The sequence below is a fragment of the Anaerococcoides asporogena genome (assembly GCF_029590275.1).
Taxonomy (GTDB): domain Bacteria; phylum Bacillota; class Clostridia; order Clostridiales; family Clostridiaceae; genus JG1575.
The window spans coordinates 3333275-3353181 of sequence record NZ_CP120965.1; the positions used below are offsets into that span (position 1 = coordinate 3333275).

The 19907-nt window shown below is 52.1% G+C and carries 6 protein-coding genes; 2 read left to right on the top strand and 4 right to left on the bottom strand.

Features of this window, described 5'->3' with window-relative positions:
- Positions 1-154: 154 nt before the first annotated feature.
- The 3 genes from P6M73_RS15235 to P6M73_RS15245 all read right to left on the bottom strand — a co-directional run bounded on the left by P6M73_RS15235 (position 155) and on the right by P6M73_RS15245 (position 14709).
- Entirely contained in the window at positions 155-6175 is a 6021-nt protein-coding gene (locus tag P6M73_RS15235) for a S8 family serine peptidase (RefSeq protein WP_277853869.1), read from the bottom strand.
- Positions 6176-6184: 9 nt separating this feature from the next.
- Entirely contained in the window at positions 6185-12040 is a 5856-nt protein-coding gene (locus P6M73_RS15240; RefSeq protein WP_277853870.1) for a S8 family serine peptidase, read from the bottom strand.
- Positions 12041-12819: 779 nt separating this feature from the next.
- On the bottom strand, positions 12820-14709 hold the full coding sequence (locus P6M73_RS15245) for a type I glutamate--ammonia ligase (RefSeq protein WP_277853871.1): 1890 nt from the start codon (positions 14707-14709) through the stop codon (positions 12820-12822).
- 191 nt (positions 14710-14900) lie between these two features.
- On the opposite strand from P6M73_RS15245, the gene murI reads away from it, so the two are divergent.
- A complete protein-coding gene (gene murI, locus P6M73_RS15250) occupies positions 14901-15725 on the top strand; it encodes a glutamate racemase (protein WP_277853872.1) in 825 nt (274 codons plus the stop codon).
- 809 nt (positions 15726-16534) lie between these two features.
- Positions 16535-18325, top strand: a complete 1791-nt coding sequence (locus P6M73_RS15255) for an IS1634 family transposase (RefSeq protein ID WP_277853873.1) — start codon at positions 16535-16537, stop codon at positions 18323-18325.
- Between the two features lie 324 nt (positions 18326-18649).
- Here P6M73_RS15255 and P6M73_RS15260 read toward each other — a convergent pair whose 3' ends face one another.
- The gene (locus tag P6M73_RS15260; RefSeq protein WP_277853874.1) at positions 18650-19777 is read right to left on the bottom strand and encodes a hypothetical protein; all 1128 of its coding nucleotides are present in this window, start codon (positions 19775-19777) and stop codon (positions 18650-18652) included.
- Positions 19778-19907 lie beyond the last annotated feature (130 nt).

Below are 19907 nucleotides of genomic sequence, written 5' to 3' on the forward strand. Positions count from 1 at the left end.
CCCCTCATGTAATCAATCATATAGTTGCGTTTGGGGAGTGTCAAGAGACCGCGTCCGCTTCGTTGGATTTCGATCAAACTTTTCAAAACAGATCCTTTCTAAAAAAACAATGGGAGGGGGCATGATGCCGCACCATCCCATTGTGTTCATTGGTTTATTTCAGAACGTTCGCCAGCTGATTGTAGGCGGCATCCGTAATCCGGAGTGTTCCGCCCAGGACCGTGATCTCCTTGGGAGCCATGGCCTTGAGAGCAGTCAGCGTAGTTTCTGTGATCTGATCGCCTTTCACCAGAACGAGGGGCTGGCCGATTTTGGCTGCCAGTCCGGCTCCGGTCAGGGCGTCAGCGTAGGTTTCGCCGCTGGCGATGAGCAGTCCGCTGGCCTGATTTCCGTAGAACCGGGCAATCAGGGCCTGGTTGGTAGCATAGCGGTTCGCTCCCTGGATCCGTTCGGTTTCCAGGTTCAGCGCCTTGACTTCATTTTCCACGTTGTCGGACAGTGCCAGATTTCCTCCGATGAGAACAACCTTTTTAGCTTTGAGATCCGACAGAGCGGCTTTGGTTTCAGGGCTGAGGGTTTTGCCATCACTCAGCAGCAGGGTTGCGCCCATCTGACCGGCCAACGGAGCAAAGCTCATGGCGTCGGCATAGCTGGTACCGCTTGCCAGATAAACAGTCTCCGCTTCAGATGCTGCGGTTCCTGCCACCTTGGCGGCGGTAGCATAGCGGTTGGCTCCGCTGATGCGGTTGACGGTATAGCCTTTGACCTTGAGTTCAGCTTCCACCGCGGAACTGATGGCCAGTTCTCCGCCGATGAGTGTGATCTCCTTGGCTTCGAGACGTTCCAGTTCCTTGGTCAGGCTTTCGGACAGACCGGCTTTATCAGTCAGCAGAACCGGTGCCTGCCACTGGCCGGCCAGGATTCCACCAACCATGGCATCCGCGAAGGAGTTGCCGTTGGCCAGGACGACCCGTTCGCTGCGCTCAAAGCCGAACTGGCTGATGGCGCTGGCGGTTGCGTAGCGATCCGTTCCGCTGATGCGGCGAATTCCGCGGGCACGAACCTGAATCCGTCCTTCCGCTTCCTTCACGGCGCGCTGGCTGCCGCGGGTCAGGGCATACGTTACTTTGATGTCATTCTGAACCAGCTCAGCCGGTACAGTCCAGGTGGCTTCGTAGACACCGGCTGCGACTTCTGTCATGGCCGGATCGTAAGAGGTACCTGCCGGCAGTGACAGCTGGAAGCTGGCATTGGCGCCGACAAGATTGGACTCGACATGCAGTTTGACCTGCTCTCCGCCGTAAACGGTAAGGCCGGCGGCCGGAGCAGCATCCGTTACAAGAACTTCAGCGTATGCCGGCTGGCAGTCGATCCGGAGCGGATTGCTCGTTGCGTTTCCTGCCAGGTCAGTGGCCTTGATCTCAACGATGTTGATGCCTTCCTTCAGGATCAGGGAATGAGCGAAGGAGCCATCCTTGTCGGTTGCTACGGTTTTGCCGTTGATGGTCAGAGTTTCGAGATTTTCATCCTTAACCTGGCCGTTAACATCCAGAACTCTTGATGTCACAACTTCAGTTGTCGGTTCTGTGAGTGTGATGGCAGGAGCAACCTGGTCGCGGACAACCTTGACCGGTGCGGAGTACTGAGTATAAGCGCCATTAACCTCGGACCGGACTTTGATTTCATTCATTCCGGACTCAAGCTTGATCAAAGTCTTGAAGGACTTTGTCGCAGTGCTTACAGTGGCATAGGAGGAACCATTGCGCTTCAGTTCGATCTTGGAGGGACCGGATACTTCACCCTGGAGTTCAACTTTTTCCTGATCGGTGTAGTATACGGATTCCTTCTGTCTGGCAGGAGTAACACCTGTGATCACCGGAGTATCCATGGAGTAATCCATTTCGGTCCGGATCATAAATCCGCCCTGGAATTCAGCATCGGGCAGGGACATCACTTTGGTGCTGTCAAAGATGTAGGAACGTTCATTGCCCAGTTCCGTGTCATTGTCGACGGAGATGGCCGGGCAGTTGTCTCCGCTATCCGGCTGAATGAAGGCTACCATGAACGGCTTGTCGGTCTTCAGGTTCAGGCTGGAGACATCGAAGGTATTCCATTCGCCGCGGCGTACGGTCACCGTCATTGGTTCACAAAGTCTGGTCTGCTGCGGGATCATGTAGTCATTGACTTCCATCAGAACCAGCTGAATTTCGTTTCCGCCGGGGATCGGATAGTCATTGCCCCAGAAGAAAGCTCTGACTGATTTTACATGAGCCAGTTCTTCCGGCTGGAAGACCACGCCGTAGCCATAGTTAGCCTTTGAAAGGCTGACCGCGTTTTCGGCTGTGCCGTCATCGTAGGAAAGTTCCTTGCGGTAAGGCACAAAGGGCTGAATCTTGAGGCTCAGCGGTGTGGGATCACCCAGAGCCGCTTCGGCCGGTACGGTCATGATTTCATAGTCCGGGTGATAGATGTGGAGTGTATAGCTGCCGGCGAAAATATCCTTCAAGGTGAACTTTCCGGTTTCATCGGTAACTACAGGGCTGATCTTGCCGTCTTCCAGGAGACGAATCTGAGCACCGACTACCGGTTTTCCGGTGTTGATGTCTGTCAGGGTTCCTGTGACAACGGAACGCGGGATTTTCTTCAGAACGAAGTTTTCCTCAACAGTTCCTTCTTTGGTCAGAGTAAAAGTTCTGGTTTCCGGATAATATCCGTAAGCGCTGGCTTTGAGCGTCGCTTTTTCCGTTGCCGGGAAGCGCATGCTCCAGGTTCCGTCCGCAGCGTTGACCGGAACAGAAATTCCTTTCTCTACCACTTCTACGCGGGCTTCCCGCATCGGGATGGCGGTTACCGGGTTGGCTTTCACTTCCGGCGCGAGTGTCGCAGTGCTGACCTGCGGCTTGTACTGGGTCAGAAGACCCGGTTCGGTCATCTTTTCCGGAGCGACCATGGCTTTGGGCTGCTTGTCCAGCGCGCTGACTGTGAAATCAGCGTCCTTGATCCGGTATACGCCGATGTCATCGACATACCAGCCAATGAAGGTTTCTGAACCGAAACTCCACTTGTCAGAGACAAAGCGGAATGCAACCTGAATGGTCTTGCCCTTGTAGGCTGACAGATCAAACATGCCTTTCTGCCATTCTCTGATGTGACCGGCCCATTTGGCATTGGGGATCAGATCCCAGGTCTGTCCGCCGTCAGCGGTGACTTCAACCAGACCGTAATCGGAGGCAGTATTGAAGCTCCAGTATTTTTCTCCGTCATACCAGTGACGGAAGTTCAGAACGACAGTGCCGTCCCCTTCAGGAACAACAATTTCCGGGGTAAGCAGGCGGCTGCTGGAATCATCCAGGTAGTCCCCGGCGATGATGGTAGCCCAGAGTTTCTCTCCGCTCCAGGCGCGGCCCGGACCGTACTTGACTACTTTGCCGTATTCCCAGCTGTTAACTGCTTCGCGGCCGTTGTCCAGGGGAACAATCTGAGTGGTGAATCCGCCGTCATTGGCTTCAAAATCGCTGCCGATGAGGGTATCAAAGGAAAGTTTTTTGCCGCTGACCGCCTCGGAATAATCACCGGCGTTGGCCGCTCCGTCAACGGAACGAATCTTGTAGGTGTATTCCACGCCGTCTTCCACGGTGGTATCCATATAAGTTTTGGTAGTGGTCTCGCCAACTTTGGTGAAGTCACCGCCGTTGGAGCTGCGGTATACATCGTAGCGAACGGTGTCGCCATCGTAGGAGCCCTTAAAATTAAGGGTGAGTCCTTCAATTTCGCGAACCAGCTTAACTTCTGTGGGGGGCACCGGAGCGGTGACATCCTTGCCTTCGAGTTCCACCTGGTTGATGTACCAGCCGGGACCTTCGACATATCCGCCAGCCGTCAGGATGAAGGCCAGGTACACCGGAACATCGGTTCCAACATATTTGGACAGACTAACTGAGTCAGCCTGCCAGCCGTCACTCTTGCCGGTGAAGTACTCCGGTGTCAGGTCAAACCATTCTTCTCCGTTGCAGTCGGTCACCATGACCCGGGCAACGGAAGAGTTCTTGGCCATTTCAAAATAGTGACGGAATTTGAAGGTTGCTTCCTCCACGGTGTCATCGCGCAGGTCGATGGGCGGAGTAATCAGATAGCTGACGGTATCTTCATGATGAGATGAAGCTCCCACGTTGGTTCCGACATACTTGTCGCCAATCAGCGGAGCTGGCTCGGCGTATCCTTTGGGAGATCCCTGTTTCCAGTCCCCGAGAAGGAACCAGCCGTAAAGATCGCCCTGGAATTCTTCCTTCCAGTTGTCGCGCTTCATTCCAAAGGAAAGCATTGCTTTCTGAGGTTCCGTTTCAAGAATGTTTCCGGCAAAATCCGTGGTCCGGACCTTGTAGGTCATCTCGCCTTCTTTGAGGCCGGTTCCCTCAGCTCCGGTAACAGCCGAGAAGAAAGGCGCTTTGGGAATGATTCCGGTGTAGGTGCCGTTTTTCTCATCACCTTCGGTGCGTTTCATTTCCATGACCTTGAAGGTCTCGTCTGCCTGCCATTTGTAGAGCAGTTCGGTCTTGACGATGGAGACATCGTCAGAAGCGGTGGCAGTAACTACGTAATCGGCATCCATAAAGGCAAAGGACTGGCCGGGATTCATGGTCAGGCCAGGCGCACCATTATCGGTTCCTTCGGTCAGAACGGTTCCCTTAAGCTGTCCGAGTCCGCCGGAGACAAAATCTACGGCTTTCTTGGCATTAACCAGACCATAGCCCATTGCCATATTCGGGGAAACCGGATATTTGGAGTTGGTCAGAGGGGTAGCAGTTTTTTCCAGCGTCTGCAGAATGTCATCCACTGACAGGTTCTGATTGGCAGACAGCATCAGGGCAGCGACACCGGCGATGTGAGGAGTTGCCATGGAAGTTCCATCCATTTCCTCATAGCCGCCGCCGGCCATGGAAGACCGGACCGCCACACCAGGCGCGGAAATTTCCGGCTTGATCAGAGACGGGTCGTAGGGTGAGGGGCCCAGTTTGGAGAAGGAGCCCAGTTTCATGTCAATGTCGGTAGCTGCTACCGCGATGCTTTCGGGGTAGTTACTCGGGTTTTCAATGGTTCCCGGGGTCGGAGCCGGATCAAACAGCCCCTGATTTCCGGCGGCAAACAGTGGAACAATGCCAGAGGCGCGCCATGCGCGGACAATGTCACGGAACCAGTCATCGACGCCGTCGCCGACACCCCAGCTGTTGTTGACAATGTTCGGAGCTTTGGTAGCGTCGCCGCCCGGTGCCAGCATCCATTCAGCTGCACGAAGCATAGCGCGGAAGGATCCGCCGCCGTCGCTGTTGAAGGCCTTGGCCGTAATCCATTTTGCTCCGGGAGCTACACCGACCTGATTGGAACCGTCGGGCTCATGTCCCAGGATGGTTCCGGCACAGTGTGTACCATGATTGTTGTCATCGAAGGGAAGCTTGCTGGTGCCGACTCCGTCAAACCAGCTGTAGGCCAGTTCGCTTTCCAGCGGCTGGTCCGGATTGGCCGGATTGTAGGCCCGCCAGGACTGCTTCAGCGCAGGATGGGTCCAGTCGGTTCCGGTATCGATGACACCGACAACAATTCCCTGTCCGGTGATTCCATCATTCCAGACCTTGTCAGCGTTGATCTGCTTAATGTTCCACTGCAGCGGAGTGGCATCGCCCGCCTGGGGAGCAGCTGAGGGGATCATTTCGCTGATATGAGTCTCTTTGTCCGCATAGATCTTGCGGACAGCCGGATTCATTGCCAGCTGTTCCACCGTCTGATAATCTGCCCGGAGCCAGATCATGTTGGCGATGTGGAAGGATTCATACTCAAAGCCTGTCTTCTCCAGCTGCTGAAGAATCGGCTGCTGAGTCATCAGCGCTTCGGATTTCAAAGCCTGAACAGTGGCTACGCCACGAGCCTGCTTCTGGGTAAGCCCCTGGGCCAGGAGCTGCCTGGATACAGGCAGCTGCTCGAGCACAAGAGAGGATTCCATCTGGATCAGATAATCGTGGAGACCGCTTTCGCCCTGGGTTTTGACAACTTCAGGCGCGAGCTTGACCGAAAGATCCCGGGTTTCATTCAGATCCCGCAGCATGCTGACTGGCTCTGCCAGAACAGCCTGATTGGGAACCAGGATCAAAAAGGCCAGAAGGATCGCTATAAATCGTTTCATACATTCCTCCTAATTTTTGAGCAGGGACTGGATGGTTGTTTCCAGTTCTGTACTGATGACGAGATGACCGCCCAGGATCAATACCTGACGGACCGTTGAAGCCTCAAGATAGGTCTTGGCTGCTGCCGGCAGTGCCTTGTCCGTGCTGAGCAGGACAGGCAGTCCCAGCGGAGCGCTGGTCAGAGCGTCTGCCAGGCTTGTGCCGTTTGCCAAAACGACTTGTTCGGGAGTTCCGGCAAAGTGCTTGAGGATCTCCACGTTGGTTTCATAACGGGTGGTTCCGGCCAGACGGGTTACTTTTCCCGCTTTAATCTGAGCCGGCAGGGCAGCATCCAGAACTTTCTCACCACCGAGCAGAGTCACTTCGGCAGCTCCGTCGAGGACTGCGGCAACCTTGGGATCCAGGGTCTTGGCAGGGCTCAGCAGAATGGGCAGTCCATAGGATCCGGCTGCCATGGCATCGGCCAGGCTTTCACCGGAGGCAACGAGGAAGCGGCCATCCTGCTTCATGGAAGCAGCGACCAGAGCGGAAGTTTCGTAACGGGTAGCTCCGGCAATTCGGGTAACCGTCAGTCCCAGGGCCTTCAGGCTGGCTTCGACTTCCGGCTTAACAGCCAGTTCTCCTCCGACAATGACGACTTCCTTCGCTTTCAGGAAGGAAAGCGCCGAGGCGGTTTCAGGGGTCAGTGCTTCCGGCTTGGTCAGAAGGAGCGGTGCCTTGTTCTGGCGGGCCAGAGGTCCGGCTACCACGGAATCGGCGAATTTCTCACCGCTGACCAGGTAGACTTTTTCGCTTGTGCCAAACATGCGGGCAACTTCCGCTGCCGTCGCGTACCGGTTGGCACCGGCGATGCGCTGTGTAACTGATGCGGTTCCGACCATGATCTTGCCAGGAGCCATATAGCTCTTGTCGACAGAACCGTCCTGATGACGGAAATGAACATAATAGCTTCCCAGACCGATGGCCGGTGCTGTCCACTGTGCCGTGAAGACACCGTCTGCCGCGGTCATGGATTTCCATGCGGCCGCGTCGGGCACATCACTCAGGCTGACCTGGAAGGAAACAGTTCCCTTGGCAGCTTTCGCCTGCAGATTAACCACATCGCCTGCTACCACTTTGGTATCAGCCAGCGGGGAGAGAACTTCGAAAGTCGGCTGAACAACTGGCTTAACTTCCACGTTGCGCCGTACTTCCGTCACATTGCCGGCTTTGTCGACCGCCTGATAGACCACAACATTGCTGCCGTTGTTCAGGATCAGTTCATGCCGGAAGGCTCCGGTGGATTCCACTTCAACCGGTTCTCCCTGAATGGTGAGATGGTCAAAGTTGGCATCAAATACTTTTCCGGTTGTTTCCAGGAAACGGTCTGCCTGAACGGTCTGATCCCAGGGCAGGGTGACGTTCAGTTCAGGTTTGGCGTTATCGAAAATCACCGTAACCGGCTTGGTCGGGGTCGTTTCTTTCTGATCCTTCATCGCCGTAGCCGTCAGTTCGTGACGGTCTCCGGTCAGGGTCAGAGTTGTGCTGAATTTGCGATCCGCGGTCTGTACGGTGGCAGCCAGACGGCCGTCGAGGTACAGGTTGACGGAGCAGTCGCCCTGAACACTTCCTGAAACCGGAAGTTCCCGGGTGTTGACATAATGGACTTCATTCAAGTTGTCCAGTGTAATATTTTCCAGAGATTTTGCATATCTGGCGCGAATCATCATGTTTCCGACTACGCCCAGCTGTGACAGCGGAGTCAGTCCGCCGCCGGAGTAGACATAGCTGCGTTCCTGGGGTACGAAGTTATCTCCGCCCGTATCCAGCGCCATGGCCGGTGTGTATTCACTGGCTGTGGTCTGAATCACTGCCAGGCCAAAGATGCCTGAAGTACTGAAGTCCATATCGGACAGGTCGAAGGTATTCCACTCGCCGCGTTTGACTTCAACCGGCTTGGGAGCAGCGGCAAATCCGATGGGTGTTCCATCTTCATTCATTCTCAGGATGGCCACAGAGGATGAAGTACCGCCGGGTACCGGCCAGCCTTCTTTTCCGAAGAATACGTCAATGGCCTTCACTTTTACAAATTCACCGGGTTCAAACAGAACCACGTTGCCGGCATTCTTGCCCAGGACCAGGAAGTTTTCTCCTGAACCGTCATCCCATGACTGAACCACTTCATAACCCACGAAACGTTTCAGTTCCACGGCAGCAGAAGTTGCTGAATCAGCCAGGACATGCACGGTTTTTTCGCCTTCCAGGTAATCCGGATGGGATACAACCAGTGTGTAGCTTCCTACATATATTCTGGGAAGTTCGAACCGTCCGTTGGCATCGGTGACCACTTCCGCGACGCGGACGTCCTCACGGACTCTGACTTTCGCGTTGGCAATCGGCTTTTTGCTGGTTTCATCGAGAATGACGCCAGTCACCTTGTTGGTGGCTTTGGGTTCCAGATGGAAATCAACGGTCTTGGTTTCATCAGCCGCCAGTGAGAACTTCAGGGACTGCGCTTCAAAGCCATAAGCTTCTGCCCGCAATGTGATCTGATCAGCCACTTTGTGGAACAGGCGATATTCACCGGTCCGGGCGGAGCTGGTAGCATACCGGCCTGTTTCAACGACCCGGATGGTTGCTCCTACCGGAGCCTGCGCAGCAGGTTCGACGGTTTCAACGGCCGGTGCGATGCCAGCAGTCTGAACGCTCTGCAGTTTCAGGCTCTGCGTTGGCAGCGTTTTCTCTGCCTCTTCTTTTTCAGGCGCTGCTGCTTCTTTAACAGGTTCTGCTTCTTTTAATGGTTCAACTGCTTCCGGTAAGGAGTAAGCGGTCACACCGGAAATGTACCAGCCCGGATACTGGAACAGGTCATCGGAAAGAAGTGTGAACCGAAGCAGGACGTTGGATTCTCCACGGTACTTGTCCAGAGATATTTCCACATCACTCCAGAATTTCTTTTCCCCGTCGTACTGCTCTGAAAGATCGGTCCAGGTTTCTCCGCCATCGACAGAAATCTGTACGACACCGTACTCGGCAGGATTACCCTCTTCAATTTCATACCAATGGGTGAAGTTCAGGTAAGCATGTCCTTCTGCGGGAATCGCGAAGGCAGTCTCATTCTGGATGTAACTGTCGGACCGTTTGCGATAATCGCCGGTCAGATTGGTTCCCCAAACGTAGTTTGAATTGTACGGCTTGGATGGAGCGTTTTCATCTAATTCGTTCCATTCTACTTCACCGTACTGCCAGCAGGAATTGATTCCGCCGGTTTTGAAGTACGTATTCCAGGTATTGCTGAATTTTGCTTTAAAGAACTCGTCGCTCTTGAGTGAGTCAACAGTCAGCTTGGCAGGAACAGCCGATGCTTTGCCGGAGAAGTCTACGGCTGACACGCGGTATTCATAGGTCTTATTGGAGTAGATGCTGGCATCTCTGTAATCAGTGGCATTCACTTTGGCGATTACGTCATATTCACCGCTCCACTCATTCAGGCGCTCAACGCGGTAGTGGTCCAGGGTGACATCAGCCACCGGATCCCACGCCAGCTTAATGTAGTTGATCGTTGCTTCTTCAAGCTTCAGTCCGGTTACATCCGATGGCACTTCGCCCTGAGATGTTTTGAACGAGAAGTCGTCAATAAACCAGCCATCTCCTTGGTCTCCATAGTCGGAGAAAAAGTCCAGCGCAACGAAGACTGGGGTTTCACTTCCTGCGTAATCGCTCAGGTTAACTCCGGCCTCGGTCCAATCGGTGCTCTGACCCTTCCAAGTTTTTTCCAGCTGCGTCCAGGTTTCTCCCAGATCAGTCGTGACGAACACACGGCCATGGTCGTAATCAAGAACGGTGGGTGTATCAATCCAGTGCTGGAATGTAAGATATGCCGTATCCAGCTCTCTCAAATCAAGCGGAGGAGTGATGATGGTGCTGTTGGCGGGGCCGGTATATTTATCTTTTAATTTGGTTGCCAGTGCGTTTTCACCGGAGAATGCCTTGCCGGGTCCCTTGACGGGTGTTCCCAGTTCCCAGTCTCCATCCCAGAACCAGCCGACCGGATCGGCTTCAAAGTTTTCAAAGTATCCGGCCTTCATACCAAATTTGATATCCATGGTATAGTCCGGGCTCTTTGTAACCACACCGTTGAAGTTTGTTGCTTCAAACCGATAGGTCAGGCTGGCTTCCTTCAGGTCTTCTGCCGGAACCAGAATCTGATACTCTCCGGATTTTTCATCGCCGGAAATATCCTTCATCTCATATTCCTTGACCGTTTCACCCTGGGTGACTACTGCTTTTACCTTGGTGACAGAAACAGTATCTTTTACCGCGGCGGTCAGGTCAAGGTCGCTGGATGTAAATCCAACCTTCAGCAGCTGCTCATGAGAAATCGCTGTTTCTCCCGGAGTGGCTGAACCAGCCAGAACACGTCCCTGGATCACTCCAACCTGTCCCTGCTGAGCCGAGTGAACGGCTGCATAGGCGTCAACGACACCATAGCCATAACCCATGTTGGGGCTCTGCCGGAACATGTCGTCGGTGCGCGGGATGGCGGTGTTTCTCAGGATGTCCTCATAAAAGAGGTTGGGTTCTGCATTGTGAACCTGCTTCATCAGCGCCAGAACACCGGCGATGTGAGGGGTTGCCATGGAGGTGCCGTTCCATCCGGACTGATATCCGCCGCCCGCGATGGAGGAACGGATGTTGACGCCAGGCGCCGACAGGTCGGGCTTGATCTTGGTCGGATCGTAGGGTGAAGGTCCGAGCAAACTGAAGTTACCCAGAACATCGTCCTTATCCGTAGCCGCGATAGCCAGGACGTTCATGTAGTTTGCGGGGTTTCCGATGGAACCGGGAACCTGAGGAACCTGGGAGTTGGCATTTCCGGCGGCAAATACCGGTGTGATGCCCGCTGCGACCCAGCTATTGACAACATCTACATAGAAATCATCCTTACCAGGATTTCCACCCCAGCTGTTGTTTACGATATCCGGCTTCTTCTCCAGCATGAACTGGCCGGCCTTAATTAATCCTGCAATGGAACCGCCATCAGCGTTGAACGCCTTAGCTGCAATCCACTGAGCATCCGGAGCTACACCAATCTGGTTGGAGCCATCGGCTTCTGAACCCAGAATGGTTCCGGTGACGTGGGTTCCGTGTGGAACACTCAGTTCGTCATAAGGCAGCGGTTTTCCGGCAACACAGTCAATCCAGTAATCGGATGGGTTGGCCTGACCGGCACCCTTCCATTTTCTGGCAAGGGCCGGATGAGTTCCGTCAACACCGGAGTCGATGATTCCGACGGTGATTCCCTTTCCGGTAATTCCCTCTTCCCAGAGGACGTCCGCGCCGATCTTGGAAATGTTCCATTCGATGCGTTCATCCGATGTACGGATTTCCGGATCGGAAGGAACGATTTCCGGGACTTCCAGCGGAATGACCCGGTCGAACAGGATTTTCTTAACGTCGCTGCGTTTGGACAGCTCATTGACGACGTTTTCCGTTGCATCCAACGCAACTACGTTGGCTACATAGAAGGATCTGACATCCTCTACGGTTCCCTGTTTCACCTTTTCGTTCAGATTCTGCAGCAGTCCCTGCTGAGCGCGGAATGCTGAACTTTTCAGTCCGTCCACCACTGCAGAGTGCCGATCCATGCCTTTTGCCAGGGCCTGGGTGGAAAGCTGCTGCTTGTCCAGACTGTCTTTCATATAAACAACGATGGGAATGTGCTTATTCCCTTTTTTAAATTCGCTGGCGATGAGCGGATCCACCTCGGCCTGACCAAAGGTCAGAGAGGGTGAGACTCCTGCCGCCGACTGATTCTCAGCAAATGCCGGAATCGAGCCAAACAACATAACTCCTGCAATCAGGAATGATAATAGTCGTTTCATGTTTCCTCCTTAAATTAAGACTCAGTTAAAACCATTTCCCCAAATGGCCAGGTCACAGCGACCTGGAAAACTTACCCCTCAGTCGGGCTCAGAGTCAGGCGATCCTATCGTCTGACTCTCCTATGAAGTACCGAACCGCGTGTCTTCTGTTAATCCTCTGCTGACTTTGATTCCCCCCTCTTCTATTGATGACTCTTGCCCTTAATGGGCCCCCCAATCGTTGCAGGAGCTCAGGTCTCTTTTTATATCCCATGCTTCTGACGTTCCCGGGAGAAATAAATCTCCCCAAAAATCCGGGTCTCATCCTCCTTTTTCTTCAGGATGATAACCCATGCTTTTGCATCAATAATATATCCATCTAACTAACGTGTCAATTGAATCAAACTAATTCGTTCAACCTTCGTTAAACAATTACAAATATGGTAATACAACAAGTTGTTTGTTACACTTTGTTGATGATTCCGTAATCTAATCGGTTTTATCAAATTAATTACCGGTTCGAAACTGTATTGGATTCAGAATTATTGTTCATTATTTAACCAATCGTTCGATCATATTGATATGATCAAGGATTTTCAATCATTTTCTTGCCAGTGTTGACAGGGAACAGGCGTTCGAATATAATCAATATTAGAACAAAGGTTTGAATTCAACCGTTTGATTTCTGCCGTCTCCTGCGGGGGAGACAAAAAATCCCATGATAAAAGGAAGTTGTACTGCCATACAACTTCCTCTTTTTTTACTTGTTTTTATTCGTTTTCTGTTCATTTTCAATCGGATCAGTCCAGGATATTCATGCGGTACCGCCGATACAAACCATTTAATTCAGCCATCAGTTCGTACATCCTGATCTGAGCATCGGAGGCTGTCTGATAATCTTTCTTCAGAATCGCCTGGTGAATCGTGCCGATTACGCTCAGCTGATCCTCTTCATCCACCATCAGCTGCTGCCGCAGCTTGTGGATCCTGTTCCACCGCTTTTCATCCAGTGAATCCACTGAGTGGTGCAGTTTTTTCATGCTCCGGATTTCTTTGATGAAATTGGGGATGATCCGGTGATCCAGTTCCAGCGCCCATTTGGAAGTGACAGCCAACCCAAAGGAATCAATCAGCTGTTCCGTCAGGACACCGCCCTGGGTCAGGACCTCTTTCTTGGGCGCAAACAGTTCAAAATGGCGGACGTTCTCCCAGACCGTTGCCGGGAAATGGCCAAAATAGCGCTCCCGCTCCTCATCGGTGAAGGCAGTAAAGACATCCTCCTCGGAACGATACATCCGCTCTGTCTCCAGGTACTGAGCCTCTTCTCCGGGTGCTTTGGACAGCTCCTTCAACAGATCATCCTCCGTCTTCCCGGATTCAACCGCCCAGGTCATGCCGTGGAGCATGGTCTGCAGCATGGTGGTCATCGCCAGGTAGGTGTTGGTATGAGGATTGGGTGATCTCAGTTCAAACCTGGTAGCCAGGGGATTTTCCACATCCCGGATCAGACCGACCAGGATGGACCGGTTACGGGACGGAATTTCCAGGGTCTGACCCAGGGAGGTTACTGTACAGATCGGGGCTTCATATCCCTTCTTAAGTCGGCGGAACGCATCATTGCTTTGGACAATGAACGGACTGATGATTTCATAATTGTTCAGGAGTCCCATCAGTGCAGCGTAGCCAAACCGCGACATGAAGTGAGACCGGCCTCCGTCAAACAGATTGACTTTCCGTCCATCCTTCAGAGTAAGCATGACACCCAGATGGACGTGTTCGCCGGATCCGGCCACCCCTTCCATTGGCTTGGCCAGGAAAGTGACTTCCATTCCCATGTGGCGGAAGACTTCCTTGACGATGAGCTTGACCATGATTTCATTGTCAGCCGCCTGAACCGCTTTATCAAACCGCCAGTCGATTTCCAGCTGTTCCATGATGCCCTGCAGCGAGCCTTTCTGGTTCAGCCGGGATTTCACGCCACCTACTTCTTTGTGGCCCATTTCCGGCTGGAGTCCGTAATCAGCCATGACCAGCAGCGTCTTCTCCAGAGCGGTGCGAACATTGCCGCGGGTTCTGGCCCAGTACTGTTCCTTAAGTTCCTGAGAAACGGAGAGTTCTTCCATGTCCCGGTTTTCGTCCGGTGTTTTTACCCAGAACTCCAGCTCCGTGGCAGCAGTGATGTCAATTCGGTCAATGTCTCCGGGAGTTATTCCCATTTCCAGCAGCGACTCAGGATGGCTCTCCAGCAGCTGACGCACCTGAGCTTTAAAATGGCTTGACGCCCGGTTCAGGATGGAACGGGAGTCAACTGCCTTGCCATCATGGAACAGAAAGCAGGGAATCTTGATCGTGGCCACCGGCTTGCCGGTTTCCGGATCCAGATGTTCTACATTGCGGTCGATCCACCATTTCACGCTGCAGTCCAGCTTCATGTCAATCTTGGCATTATTCAGCGTGGCAATTCCAGGCAGGATAACGGAGGATCCGTCCGTCTGTACCGCCGTGCCGTTCAGGAATGTGTCCAGGTCCTTGCGGAACACGGCCACTGGTATCTTTTCGTCGGTTTCATGTCCCATCAGATCCACACCGGCTACTGAAACAAATCGAATTTCCGGGTTTTCGTCCAGAATTCGAAGGAGCATTTCCTTGTTTTGTTCTTCCGGCAGAATAAATCGTCTTTCTTCCTTCATGTTGGTCCCCCCACCGGCTGCCGCATGATCCTAAAACCAGTCAGCTACCCTGTTTTTACTTTTTCATCATAAAACCATTCAATTTGCGCGTCAATCAGGGCGGAAAGCAGAAAACCTTGCCATAAAAAATATTTTTCTCCCTTGATATTTTTTGTTATAGTTATGGAAGGAACAAAGGGGGTTTTTACCTTATGACTGATCCGAATCGACCCATTGGTTTTTTTGATTCCGGAGTAGGTGGCATCAGTGTCCTGAAACAAGCGGTCCGCCTGCTGCCCCATGAGAATTTTATCTATTACGGGGATTCCCTGAATGCCCCTTACGGCTCAAGACCGCTGGCTGAAATCCAACAGCTGACCTTTGATGCTGTCGATTATTTGCTTAGCAGGAATGTCAAAGCCATCGTCTTTGCCTGCAATACCGCAACCAGCGCCGCCGTCCATCTGGTCCGGGAAAAACACCCGGATCTGCCGATTTTCGGCATCGAACCAGCACTGAAGCCGGCCGTGGAAAATACCGAGGGCGGCAGCATCGTCGTGATGGCAACCGAAACCACACTGAAAGAACAAAAATTCGCGCAGCTGATGGACCGGGTTGCCCGGGACCGCCATGTGGTCAAGCTCTGCTGTCCGGGACTGGTGGAACTTATCGAGGAGGGCAAGGCCCACAGCCAGGAAACCCTCGATTATCTGAGTGACAAGTTTAAAGCACTTGATGTACCGGAAATTAAAGCCATCGTCCTGGGATGCACCCACTACCCCTTTATCCTGAGCCCTCTGCGCCAGGTCGTCGGCCCGACTCCTCTGATCTTTGACGGAGCCGACGGGATTTCCCGCCATCTTCAGAATGTGCTGACCCAGCGCGGCCTGCTCAGTGACCGCCAGGAACCGGGTGAAATCCACCTGATCAACACCTCCGGTGACGAAAAGCTCCTCGAGCTCTCCATTGCTCTGCTGACCGCCCAGGACCCACCGATGTCTGATCCTCCCCTGGACATGGAAACCCTTGGATCATGATCTCAAACCTGCGAATCAGGAGAACGAAATGAATCGGACAGATCAAACAGACCATTACAGGAGAACAGTTTCCCGGTATTTTGCGGATACCTACAAATCATGCGTTCTTCTGATCGGACTTATTCTAGCCGCATTCCTCATATCATTCACCAATCCATGGACTAACTGGAATCTGATCATGCCAGTCATTGCAATTCTATGTCCCTTACTGTACCTGCCCATGTTTCTCTTTCACCATAACGTGCTTGCTGATATTCGAAACCGGGCAATTTCAGAGCGGGACGTAACCGTCGTTACCATTCAACTGGACCGGCACCACAATCTAAACAGCAGAGGCCGATTCGTCGGGCACAGAAAGTATAATTTGACCACAACGGACGGTGAAACCTATACTTTTTCTCCGGCATCCGAACCGGAACTTTCATTCAAGCCATTCTCAGCTAAAATTGTCTTTTGCCGGAACACGAAATTCATCCTCTCATTAAAAAAGCGAACTCATGAAATGATATAAGCTCAATAAGCCAGATTTCTATGGACAGTTATCTGTGTGACATTTTACGATATCTGTTTGTCCCGGACATTTCTCCGTTTTCCTCGGGATCGCAGTTTTCGTAAAGAGACATCTCTATTGACGAACCAGATCAAATAAAATAAGAACCCTTGAATTATTTAAGTTTTGCAAACAATTATACTAGTAACGATCTGCAAACTCCTGAAACCATTGTAATGTCTGAGAAAATCAGTCCTTTCCATCTTGTTATCCCCTCCTATTTTTAGTATAATTATACTAAAAATAGGAGGGGATAACAATGGCTCGTCCCACGGATTCTAACAGCCCTTACCGGGTATCGATTCATCACAATAATGGATACCACTATGCCAGTACACAGCCGGCCAGAGTGAACCCAAAGACCGGAAAACGGGAATACCGTCACGTTTATTGGGGGACGGTAACAGATGATCTTAAGTTTATTCCGGGAAAGAATTATCTTCTGGAGTCTATTGAGGAACGAGGTAAACTCATCTTCCCGGAAGGCTGGGATCTAAGTGAAATTGACAAACTGTCAGGACGACGGAAGGCGGGAAGGCCGGTTATTGAAAGTCAGGATGAGAACCGGCTCTATGGCGACATATGGCTGTTGGAGAAGATTGCGGAACAGACCGGCCTGAGATTCGACCTAATGAGCACATTTGATGGGGACAAGGAAAAAGTTGATACCCTCATGACATTGGCCCTCTATCTTCTTTGTGGACGAGAGACCTATAACCAGCTGGCTTCCTGGCAGCGCATAGCCAAGACCCCCTGGGCAAAGCCACTCTCTTCTCCGTATATTACCAGGTTTACCCAGTCCATTACAGAGCAGGATCGCATGGCGTTCTTGCGTCTGCGGGCACGCCGACTCCACGACAATGAGCTGTGTGCCGTCGATTCCACAAGCTGTTCCAGCTACGGACACTCGCTGGCGGATATCCATTACGGGCGGAACAAAGAACAACTGCCCCTTCCACAGACCCTGGAAGTAGTAGTCTACACCCTGGATGGCCACATGCCAGTCTATTATCGAAGCTTTGCCGGAAACACCCCTGACTCCCGAAGCCTGGCCGTGATCCTGAAGGATTTGAAACAGGCTGGCATGAAACGAATCATCCTGATCACTGACCGGGGGAATGAATCGATCCGCAATCTGGAACTATACATCGACCAGCAGCAACGCATGATCATGGGAACCAAAACCGGCCAGAAACACGTTCGTCAGTTGATCGATGAATTCGGAAACTTCGGCCACCACCCGGAGGGTATGCAAGTGGATCCGGAGGAACGGATCTACTATCTGCAGAAAGATATGGATTACCAGATCGAAGGGCAGCGTGACAACCTTAAGAAAGCAGATAATCTGAAACTGAACCTGTACTTTGATCCCATCCGCCGAGGCAATGAACTGACGGATCTGGACATTGCTCTGGCAGCTCAAAAAGAAGCCTTGGAAGCGTCCCTTGTTAACCAAATCCCCTTGGATGATGATGAAACGCTCAAACAGGTCTACCGGTTTTATCGGTTGAAGTATAATGCGAAAACTCGAATCCTGGAGGACTTCAGCCTGGATGAGACCAAGGTCATCCGGTGTCGGCGAGAAGCAGGTTTCTTTGCCAACACGACCCATGGTTTGGACATGGATGCGATGAGTGCTAACCGGCATTACAGGCTGCGGGATGAACAGGAGAAGTATTTTGCCCTGATGAAAGGGGTCCTGGGAGCCGACCGCCAGCGTACATCAACGGAAACTGGAAAAATTGGTCGTTCCTTTATTCTCTTTGTTGCCCAGATCATGGGCTGTTACCTAAGCCATGTCCGCAAAACAAAGCTGGGCGAACAGTTTCATTCGGTAGCGGATGTGTTAAACGAGATGAGGCCGATTCGCTATATCGAGCACCCCAACACGAAGGCGTACATTACCCCATTTGTGGGGAAACAGGTGGACATATGCGAGGCTCTTGGCTTTGAGATCCCTGAGGGATGCGCCCCGGACTACGTGGTGAAAAAGACGAACAAGGGTAAGCGCGGACGTCCACGTAAAAATCAATTGGTCGTTAAGGAATAGTTTCTAGTATAAAACTCTGTAAAACTCAGATGAATTAAGAATCTTTCGATTAAGAACCGTTTAGGTAAGAGTTTAAAGTAAGAGTCTAAGTAAGAGTTTAAGTAAGAGTCTAAGTAAGAGTTTAAGTAAGAGTTTAAGTAAGAGTTTAAGTAAGAGTTTAAGTAAGAGTTTAAAATAATTGCTTAAAGCAAGTGTAACTAATAGGAAGCAGCCGGATGACCTTGATAGTCGTCCGGCTGCTTTCGATTGATCCGATGGTACATTGTCAGATTATAAAGCTGGGAATCGGCTCTTCTCATCCATGAAGGGCGAGTTCGATAGATTCTATTTTTTTGTAATGAACAGGCGAATGGCTTCCTCTTCGGTGTAGATCTGCTTTTCCACCATTTTCTGAATGACGCTGGAATCCACGACCACATTGCGGGTGGCGGGGAGTTTGGTGTCGAGCAGCTTTACGGACTCCAGAGGCTGGGTTGTAATGTTGATGGTGGCATTGGGGCCGTTTTCGGTGGAGATGGTATAGAAGATGTCCTCTCCTTCACTGAAGATTTTCTGTTCTTTCACCTGGCTGTAGGTCGAAATCTTATTCTGATTGAACAAGCTGGAATGGCGGATGTCGTCATTCCGGAACTCCGTGAAATTGAACTGGGAAGCAAAGCCGATGGGGATCAAGAGCAGCAGGATGAGTCCCGCGGTCCGGATCGGATTGGCCGGCTTGACCGCATTCGACTGCTTTCTGGAGAGAGTTTCTTCCTTCCGCTTGGTGAACAGGGTGGAGAATACCAGACCCAGTCCGGCCAGTCCGAGCAATATCTCAATGATTCCGGCCCGTGGCCCAAACAGTCCGCTGGCGGGACTGAAAATCAGGGAGTTGTCCTGCGTTTTGAACAGAGCTGCCTGAAGAGAGGGAGCAAACAGGATAAGCAGTGCGGCGATCAGCGCAAAGATCAGTCCGCCAATCAGGCGGTTTTTGTTGCGGCGCATCCGCCGTTCGCGATCTGTCAGCATCACCGTGCCAGACTCAGTGATTTCTTCTGCCATGGCTGCCATATCTTTCTCGCGCACCAGGCGGGAGGCCTTGGTTTCCTGCTCCTCGTCCTCACCCAGCAGGCGCATGGGTACTTCACGGGTCGACTCATCCGCCGTGATGGCGTCTTTTCTTTCGTCAAATACCGGCGACTGATTCAGGCGGGTTCCTTCCACCCGATCCTCCGGGTTCGGTTCACGATTTAGAAATTTGCGAAAAAATCCGCCGCTTTCCGTATCTGCTGATTTCCCGGAATAGCCCGGATCGGTCTCCAGATCAATCATGGATTCGGGTTTATGTGGAGAGGTTCGGGGCGTTACAGGGTCTGAGTAGTCCTCTTCACCAAGAACCACTTTTCGCTTTCCGGTCTTGGGGTCAGCAAACTCCTGATTCCTTACAACATCCTTCATATCTTCATTTGCCATAGGACACTCCTTCTTTCCGTTCTGATATAACCGTCTTTACTGCTATTTTACCCTAATTCAGATAAAGATGACCTTAAAATAAGGCAATGAGCCGATATTTTGCCAATTGTTAACACCTGTCCTATAATCG